The organism is Neisseria sp. HMSC070A01 (assembly GCF_001810165.1).
Taxonomy (GTDB): domain Bacteria; phylum Pseudomonadota; class Gammaproteobacteria; order Burkholderiales; family Neisseriaceae; genus Neisseria.
In genome coordinates this window covers 201,643-210,597 of record NZ_KV800123.1, presented here as the reverse complement: position 1 = coordinate 210,597, position 8,955 = coordinate 201,643, and the positions used below count along the sequence as shown (strand labels likewise).

The following is an 8,955-nucleotide window of genomic DNA, read 5'->3' as shown; positions in this document are numbered from 1 at the left end:
CAGACGCTCTACCAACTGAGCTAATCACCCGAAAAAGGGAGATACTGAGAAATCAGTATTTTTAAATAATGGCGCGGCGGACGGGGCTCGAACCCGCGACCCCCGGCGTGACAGGCCGGTACTCTAACCAACTGAGCTACCACCGCGCATCCACTGTCAAAGACAATGAAAAGGAAACTTGGTGGGTGATGACGGAGTCGAACCGCCGACATTCTGCTTGTAAGGCAGACGCTCTACCAACTGAGCTAATCACCCATGCGCAAAATTGCGAAGACGCTATTAAACCAAAAAATCCTGATGCGCGCAAGATTTATTTGCCGATAATTAGATATCTCCCTGCAAGCACCAGTTTTCAAAGGAAATAATTTCTTCCTGCTTGCCTGCGACAACCAAAATATCACCGTTTTCCAAAACAAAATCAGGATCAAGGTCTTGGATTTTTCCGGTCTTGCGGCGGATAAACAATAGCTTCAGATGATGGGCGGACAAGGGCAATTCGCGGATGGTTTTGCCGATGGCATGTGCCTCGCCGTGCAACGGGAAGGCGTGACGGGAGATGGCTTTGCTGTCTTCGTCTGAGAAGCTGTCATCGTCGCTGCCGATAAACAAGTCTTGCAACGATGCATAGCGGCTGTGACGGATATGGGTTATGGTTTGATAAACGTGGTTGTAGGAGAGGCCGTGGCCCAACATGGCATAGCTTGCCAGCACCAGGCTGGTTTCTTTGGTGTCGGAAACGGCTTCTTCCGCGCCCATTTCGGTGAAGGTTTTGACGTAATCGTCATTGGTGGCGCGAACATAAACCGGCATACTCGGATGCATGGACATGATGTTGCCGAGAACATGTTGGGTCTCGTGCATATTGTTCAGCGTAATGACCACCATCTTGGCGCGTCCCAATCCGGCGGCTTCCAAAACTTCACGGCGTTTGGCATCGCCAAAGGAAACCGGTTCGCCTGCGTTGCGTGCCACTTGTACGCGGGCAATGTCTAAGTCGAGGGCGAAGTAGGGGATGCCTTCTTGCGCCAATACACGGGCAACCGATTGACCGCCGCGTCCGAAACCGATAATCAGGACGTGTTCGGATTTGCTCATGGTTTCCACCAGCATGGAGTGCAAGTCCAAGGCTTTCATGTCCCAGTCGGATTTGACGAATCGGCCGATGATGGCATCGCTGCTGCCCAAAATGAATGGAGCGGCAATCATGGAGAGCAATACGGCTGCGGTGGCCGCTTGTTCCAATTCGGGCGAAACCATATTGATTTTGCTGGAAATGGCCAGCATCACAAAGCCGAACTCACCGCCTTGCGCTAAATAAAGCGCACTCTTGAGGCTGTCGCCCACAGGGTTTTTCATGCGCAAAGCGATGACGAAAACGACCAGTGCTTTCAAGACCAACAGGATGACCAACAAAATCAGGATTTGCTGCCAATTGCCGATCAGCGCCTGAATATCCAGCTTCATACCGACGGTGATGAAGAAAAAGCCCAGCAGGATGTCGCGGAATGGGCGGATGTCGTCTTCCACCTGAATACGGTATTCGGTTTCGGAAAGCAGCATACCGGCGACGAATGCGCCCAATGCCATAGACAGGCCTTCAAGTTCTGTCAGATAGGCTACGCCCAAAGTAACCAGCAAAACGTTGATCATGAAGAGTTCGGACGATTTGCGTTTAGCAACCAGTCTGAACCAGCGCGACATCACACGGCTGCCAACAACAAACAAAATGCCCAAGGTCAGCAACATTTTTAAACCGGCCAGGCCCAGTTCTACCCACAAGTTGCCTTCGCTGCCGCCGGCAAGCGCCGGAATCAGAATCATCAGCGGTACAACGGCAATATCCTGCATCAGCAAAACACCCATGGCCATTTGACCATGCGGCTGACCCAGCTCGGTTTTCTCCGACAGAATGCGGCTGACAATGGCGGTGGACGACATGGTCAGTGCGCCCGCAGTGGCAAACGCCCAGTTAAACGGCGTGCCCATCGCCATCAAAATGCCCATAATCGAGAGCATGGTAACGATGACTTGCAAACCGCCCAAACCGAATACGAGGCGGCGCATAGCCTTGAGTTTAGGCAGGGAAAATTCGAGGCCGATGCTGAACATCAGAAACACAATGCCGATTTCGCCCAAATAGTCGGTAGCGTGGCTTTGCGGAATCAGTCTGAACATACCCGGACCGGCAATAAAACCGACCAAAAGATAACCGAGCATGGAAGGAATGTTGAATTTGCGACAGCAGATAACCGTAATGACGGCAACCAACAGAACAATGACAATGTGAGCAAGGGAAAATTCGTGCATAGAGTGGGCGGCCTTTCATTAAAAGTAAATATTGTTATATAGAGGCCGTCTGAAACACGTCGAAAACCGACAGCAAACCCAAATAAAAACGCACAGAACGCAATTTATTCCTGCGATTTGATTTCCCGTATCATACTATTTAGATTTACTGTTTCGAGCGTTATCTAACGGATTATTAAGATTATATCAAGATAGAATGTAAAATAGTGTTTTGATTGACAAAAAGGGCCGTCTGAAATATTCAGATGGCCTTTAAATAAACAAACGGTTTAAGGCATCAACATGCCGCCGTTGACATGAAGTGTCTGACCGGTAATGTATTTTGCCTGATCGGAAGCCAAGAACAAGACTGCATCGGCAATATCTTGCGCTTCGCCGAATTTGCCCAAAGAAGTTTGCGCTTCAAAGGTTTTGCGGGTTTCTTCAGGCAGCGCGCGGGTCATATCGGTGTCGATAAAGCCGGGGGCGACGCAGTTGACGGTAATGCCGCGGCTGCCAACTTCGCGCGCCATAGATTTGGAGAAACCGATCAAGCCTGCTTTTGCGGCTGCATAGTTGGTTTGACCGGCATTGCCCATCACGCCGACAACGGATGTGATGTTGATAATGCGGCCTGCACGCTGTTTCATCATGCCGCGCAATACGGCTTTAGAAGCGCGGAAGACGGATTTGAGGTTGACCTGCATGATGTCGTCCCATTCTTCCTCTTTCATGCGTATCAGGAGGTTGTCGCGGGTAATGCCGGCGTTATTGACCAAAATATCCAGTTTGCCGAATTCTTTCTCGATGTCGACAATCAGGTTTTCAATGGTTTCAGGTTCGGCAGAATTCAATGCACGGCCTTCGCCGCCCCATTGCGCCAAGCGCTCGCTAATTGCAGCCGTGCCGCTTTCGCTGGTGGCCGTGCCGATAACTTTTGCACCGGCCGCAGCCAAAGTATCGGCAATCGCCGCACCAATACCGCGCGATGCGCCGGTTACTAAAGCAATTTTGCCGCTCAAATCTTGTGTACTCATGTTTTATTCCTTAATTGCGATTGGAAAAATGGTTTCAGACGGCCTTATACCACGAATAGGTTTTTTAATCTAATTTTCTTAAGTAGGCCGTCTGAACTTTCTATTTGACAGTTAAAAATCTGGTGCTTTGAATCTGTTCGGATTGATTTTTCTGAGCAGGTATTCTTTGTAATATGCCCAGGCTTGTTTTTTATCCCCTTGCTTTGAAAGTCTTTTGGCGGCTTGTTTGAAGGCTTGGTAAGGCTTAGGGAAGGGCAGCCATGTGTTTAACGGTTGATGGATATATCCTTCGTTCCAAGGCGACTTTTGATAGTAGCGGTCGTAAACGGGATGGAAACCTAAGACGTGCCATGGTTTGACGTGGCCGGTAAAGTGTACGAGCTTGATTGCATTTGGGTTTTTGTTTAATTCATAGGCTTTTTTTTGCCAATGTATCCAGTTGTATGTATCGGGAAGCCAGCGGATTTTATTGATACAAGTAAGGTTGAGGATGTCTTGGTCGGGGCATGATAGGCGGATGTTGGCATTTTCCACGGCTTCTATTTTGTTTTGTAATATATTGTCTGTTTGTGAATCGTTCCAGTTTTGGATGTTGAACAGTAATACGCCGGAATTGAAGTAGGGGGCGGTGTCGTTGAAGCCGACAGGATTTAGCTTGCAGATATAAGCGCGGAACATGGTATCGGGAGCTGCCGCGACGAGTTGGCCTGTAAGGTCTATGGTAAAGAGTTCGGAGATGTCACCCAAGCATAATACGTCGGTGTCGAGATAAAGAGCAGTATCGCTGATGCCGCCAAGTATGGCAGGTATGCACATGCGGTAGTACATGGCTATGGTGAAATAGCCGTTGGTTTGCAGGGTGGTAAAGTATTCGGTGTTGAGATGGTAAACCGTTACTGCATAGTTGGGGTTGATGGTTTCGAGATGGTTGAAAATGCTGAAGTCGTAGCTTTCCGATCCGCTGACCAGTAGGTGGAAGTGGATGGGGAAGTGGTTGTTTTCCAATACGGAAAGCATAGATGTGCCGATATGTCGGATGTAATTTTGATCGGCTGCATAGACGATGTGCCGTGTGTTTTTTTCAGGCGGCCTTTGTCTGACTGGCAGGACGGCAGTTAGTAGTTTTTCTTTTTCAAACATGCTGTTTCTCCAAAATGGACGGGTCCGCTTGGGGCAGGGTAATGGGGATGTTGGGTTCGATGTTAAAGGCGCAGCTGATCCAGTTGCTGAAGCTGTATTTGTGCTTCAAGCCTGGGGCAAGCGGTACATACGGCAAGGTCAGGAAGGCTTTGAGTTCTTTAAGGTTGCTTCCGTCCCAGTAGAACATATTGTTCGGGTGATAAAAATCGTAATGTACGATGGTCGGATTGGTTGTAATCAGTTTTTTGTCCAAACCAATCGCTTCGAAAATCCGCAAAGAGAGGCCGTAGTGCTTGCGGTTGAGGAAATCCACCAATACGGAGGATTGGGCCGCTTCTTCTAAGTTTTGACGATAGGAGAGGGCGTTTTCAAAGGAGAAAAACTCGACTTCTGGAATGCCCAAAGCCGCTTTTTCTTCTTCGATTTTCTTGCTGGCCAAGCGGAAATCTATTTCTAAACCGATTGAACGTGCAGCTTCGCAAAATGCGCGGATGTCGTTGTTGCGGTCGGCAGCGTACGAGCCGATAAACAAGATTTTGTTTTGCGGGTTTTCAGACGGCCTGAAGCAGTCAAAGTAGAAGCTGGTGGTTGGAAAGAGTTTTTCGGTGTATTCGGGATGTTTGCCCTGGTCAAACGGATCGAAAAAGTAAAATTTGTCGAAAAATTCGATGTTGTCGAAGTCTTCTTTTAAGAAGGTCAGGGCTTCCCAGTTGTAGTACACCATTAATTTGGAATGCGCTCTGAGCTTGGCGATAAAGTCTTTTGGATAGGCGCCCAGCCAAATCATGAAGCAATAATCCGCTTGTTCGGGATGTTCGCTTAACAGGGTATTGAGGCGTTCTTCTACGGCGTGGAACATGGTCCGTTTTTTGAAGTCTTTTTGTCCAAGAATATTTCGATACCAGATTTTTTTCAGCCGTTGAAATACATTTTTGTATTTGAACTCTTTTTCTTCATAGGTCAGAGACAGCACTTCAAATCCGCATTTCTCTAAGTTCTCAATAATGAGTTCGTGGATTTTGAAGAGTTCCGGCATGGCGAGAATGACTTTTTTCTTACTCATAATGTATTCAATATAATATTTTGTCAGATAGGGATATTTGCTATCGGCATAGGGTTAATCAATGCCGAGTAGGCGGTTCAGCCATTGTGTAAATGAATAATAGGCTTTGATTTCAGGGGCAGGTTGCTGATACGGGCGTGCCAAAAATTCAGGCAATGCGTCTAAACTACCGCCGTCCCATAAGAACACGCGGTCTGGGTGGTATAGGTCGGTCTCCAAGATATGTTTGTTGGTGGTAATCAGTTTTTTATCGAAACGCAACGCATCAAAGATACGGAATGATAAGCCGTAATGTTCGAATTGTGCAAAATCGACGACTGCGCCGCAACTTTGCACTTGGCTGAGGTTTTCTTCAAAGCTGAGGATGCTGCTGCGGTTGAGATAGCGGATGCCGTTGTGTCCGAAGGCTTTTTCGGCCCTGTCATCTTTGCAGTAGATATGGAAATCCAAGGGTAGGTTGAGGCGTTCGGTTTCTTGGATAAAGCGTTTGGTTTGCTCTTCGCGTCGGAGTTCATAGCCACCCAAAAAGTAGAGTTTGTTGGTAGGCGCATATTCCGCCACAGGAAAGTCAAAGTAAAAATTGGTGGTGGCTTTGAAACGGCATTGTGGATATTTTTGAATATCGTCGGGATCGAAAACCCAACATTGGTCAAAATAATCCAAATATTCAATAATATCTGGGAAACGACCTACGCCATCCCATTGATAATTCACGCAAACATTGCTGTATTCGCGGATGGTGGCGATGATTTCTTTGGGGTAAATATTGGCGCGGATACAGAGCGCATAGTCGGCTTTTTTACCGTTTAGCGAGGCCAATTTTTGCTGAATGTCGTCGAGGTGGCGGCTGTATTTGAGGTATTTTTTATAGTTGCCGTCTTTGGTGATGTGTTTGTGGTAGAGGTTTTTGAGTCTGCTGCCCAAGTTCGGGTAATAGGAATCCCGGTCGTCATAGCACAGGTTGATGACCTCAAAACCAAGAAAACGCAGATTTTTTTCGATACATTGATCCAGTCCGTACATGTAGGGAACGGCAAGAATAATGGTTTTTTTCATAATGTATTCGGATTGGAGTGGAGCTGATTTTTCAGACGGCCTTGCCTGACAGGATAAAGCCGTCTGAAAACGTTTTAGTGGGCTTCGATAAATGCAGCCACTTGGTCGGCATTGGTCAATGCGCTGCATACGGCTTCTTTGTTAATGCGTTTGGCGAGGCCTGCGAGGACTTTGCCGGGGCCGCATTCGGCGGATTCGGTGATGCCTTCGGAAACAAGCGCGTTGACGGTTTCTGTCCAGCGCACCGGGCTGTACAGTTGGCGTACTAGGGCATCTTTGATTTTGTCGGCATCATCATAAGAGGCAACATCGGCGTTATGAATGACGCGGATTTGCGGTTGTTTGATGGTGATGTCTTTCAATGCTTCGGCAAGTTTTTCCGCTGCGGGCTTCATGAGGCTGCAATGTGAGGGAACGGAAACGGGCAGCGGTAGGGCGCGTTTGGCTCCGGCTTCTTTGGCGGCGGCCATGGCGCGTTCGACTGCGGCGGTATTGCCGGCAATCACGACTTGGCCTGGGGAGTTGAAGTTGACGGCTTCAACGACTTCGCCTTGTGCGGCTTCGGCACAAATGGCTTTGACTTGTTCGTCTTCCAAACCCAAAATAGCGGCCATTGCACCTACGCCTTGCGGTACGGCAGATTGCATGAGTTCGGCGCGCAGGCGGACCAGTTTGACTGCGTCTGCAAAATCCAATGCGCCGGCGGCGACGAGGGCGGTGTATTCGCCGAGGCTGTGGCCTGCAACGACGGAAGGGGTTTTTCCGCCGGCTTCCAAGTAGGCGCGGTAGGTGGCAATGCCGGCAGCCAGCATGATGGGCTGGGTGTTGACGGTTTGACCGATTAATTCGGCATCTTCGCCGTTAATCATTGCCCACAGGTCTTGACCCAATACGGCGGAAGCTTCTTCAAATGTGGCTTTAACGATGGTTTGCTCGGCAAAACCGTTCATCATGCCTAGGCTTTGTGAGCCTTGTCCGGGGAAGAAGAATGCGAAAGACATGGTAATTCCTTATTGGTTTGAATGTTTGAGGGTGTCTGCCAGCAGAAGGAGGGTGGCGACAATATTGGTTGCGGCACTCAGCCGGAAGGTGCGGACAAATTCGGGTTTGCTGGTTTTATGCCGGAATATGAGGCTGCCGCAATAACCGCCCGGCCAGCCGCCAAGCAGGTTGAGCAGGTGCAATTTTGCTTCGGGTATGCGCCTGTCGTGCTTGCGTGCGCGCTGTTTGTCTTGGTAGTAAAGCAGGAAAACGTATGCACTCAGTGCGAGATAGGCGATTGCCAGTTTGGGCAATATTACAGCCGTTATGCTTAAAAACAGGCTGCTGATGCAGAGTGCAAACGTTAGGGATTTCATGGGTTTGAGCAGAATAGGCCGTCTGAAAGAGGTGTTCAGACGGTCCAACCATTAGTATTTCACCAAAACCGCACCCCAGGCAAAACCGCCGCCGATGCCTTCGAGCAAGAGGTTTTGTCCGCGTTTGATTTGGCCGTTTTTAATGCCGACATCCAGTGCCAACGGAATGGAGGCTGCGGAAGTGTTGCCGTGGTCTTGGACGGTCAAGATTACTTTGTCCATGCTCAAGCCCAAGTGTTTGGCGGTAGAGTCGATAATGCGCTTGTTGGCTTGGTGCGGCACAATCCAATCGATTTGATCGGCGGTGTATCCGGCTTCTTCGATAACGTCATCTGCAATTTTTGCCAGCATTTTGACGGCAAATTTGAATACGCCGGGGCCGTCCATGCTGATGTAGGGCGAGCCGCAAACCTGGCCGTTGGCGATTTGTCCGGGGACGTTTAAAAGGTTGAGGTAGTTGCCGTCGGCTTTGAGTTTGCTGTGGATGATGCCCGGTTCGTCAGATGCGCTTAAGACAACCGCGCCTGCGCCGTCACCAAAGAGGACGCAGGTGGTGCGGTCGTTCCAATCGACGATGCGGCTGAAGGTTTCCGCGCCGATAACCAAAGCGTTTTTCGCCATGCCGCTTTTGATGTATGCATTGGCAGTGGTCATGGCATACATAAAACCGGCGCACACGGCTTGGACGTCAAAGGCGGGGCAGCCGTTGGTTATGCCTAATTTTTGCTGAACGATGGTCGCAGTAGAGGGGAACTGCATATCGGGAGTGGCTGTGGCAACGATAATCAGGTCGATGTCGTCAGCCTGTAAATGGGCATCTGCCAAGGCGCGACGTGCTGATTCGGCGGCCAAGTCGCTGGTTTTTTCGCCCTCGTCTGCAATATGGCGGAATTTGATGCCTGTACGCGTGGTAATCCATTCGTCGGAAGTGTCCACTTTTTTGGCAAGGTCGTCATTGCTGACGCGGTTGGCAGGAAGATAGCTGCCTGTGCCGGAAATTTTGGCATATTGCATG

Annotated in this window: 8 protein-coding genes and 2 tRNA genes; all 10 read right to left on the bottom strand. The window is 49.3% G+C overall.

The genetic code is table 11. The annotated features are described in order from the left end of the window. Nucleotides 1-69 precede the first annotated feature (69 nt). Nucleotides 70-146, bottom strand: a tRNA-Asp gene (locus HMPREF2711_RS06520). A 33-nt stretch (nucleotides 147-179) separates the two neighbouring features. Then, a tRNA-Val gene (locus HMPREF2711_RS06515) sits at nucleotides 180-255 on the bottom strand. Nucleotides 256-324: 69 nt separating this feature from the next. Then, a complete protein-coding gene (locus tag HMPREF2711_RS06510) occupies nucleotides 325-2,307 on the bottom strand; it encodes a monovalent cation:proton antiporter family protein (protein ID WP_003748943.1) in 1,983 nt (660 codons plus the stop codon). 269 nt (nucleotides 2,308-2,576) lie between these two features. Next, the gene (gene fabG / locus HMPREF2711_RS06505) at nucleotides 2,577-3,323 is read right to left on the bottom strand and encodes a 3-oxoacyl-ACP reductase FabG (RefSeq protein ID WP_070615852.1); all 747 of its coding nucleotides are present in this window, start codon (nucleotides 3,321-3,323) and stop codon (nucleotides 2,577-2,579) included. A gap of 111 nt (nucleotides 3,324-3,434) precedes the next feature. Then, nucleotides 3,435-4,463, bottom strand: a complete 1,029-nt coding sequence (locus tag HMPREF2711_RS06500; RefSeq protein ID WP_003748940.1) for a glycosyltransferase family 8 protein — start codon at nucleotides 4,461-4,463, stop codon at nucleotides 3,435-3,437. Further along, nucleotides 4,456-5,526 (bottom strand): WaaS/CpsH family glycosyltransferase, encoded by a 1,071-nt coding sequence (locus HMPREF2711_RS06495; protein ID WP_070615850.1) that lies wholly within the window; start codon nucleotides 5,524-5,526, stop codon nucleotides 4,456-4,458. Before HMPREF2711_RS06495 ends, HMPREF2711_RS06500 begins: the two co-directional genes overlap by 8 nt. Before the next feature lie 54 nt (nucleotides 5,527-5,580). Then, nucleotides 5,581-6,582 (bottom strand): WaaS/CpsH family glycosyltransferase, encoded by a 1,002-nt coding sequence (locus HMPREF2711_RS06490; RefSeq protein ID WP_003748933.1) that lies wholly within the window; start codon nucleotides 6,580-6,582, stop codon nucleotides 5,581-5,583. A gap of 74 nt (nucleotides 6,583-6,656) precedes the next feature. After that, a complete protein-coding gene (gene fabD, locus HMPREF2711_RS06485; RefSeq protein ID WP_003748931.1) occupies nucleotides 6,657-7,583 on the bottom strand; it encodes an ACP S-malonyltransferase in 927 nt (308 codons plus the stop codon). Between the two features lie 9 nt (nucleotides 7,584-7,592). Next, the gene (locus HMPREF2711_RS06480; RefSeq protein ID WP_036494016.1) at nucleotides 7,593-7,940 is read right to left on the bottom strand and encodes a DUF1294 domain-containing protein; all 348 of its coding nucleotides are present in this window, start codon (nucleotides 7,938-7,940) and stop codon (nucleotides 7,593-7,595) included. 51 nt (nucleotides 7,941-7,991) lie between these two features. Beyond that, a complete protein-coding gene (locus HMPREF2711_RS06475) occupies nucleotides 7,992-8,954 on the bottom strand; it encodes a beta-ketoacyl-ACP synthase III (RefSeq protein WP_003748928.1) in 963 nt (320 codons plus the stop codon). Between the last annotated feature and the right edge of the window lies 1 nt (nucleotide 8,955).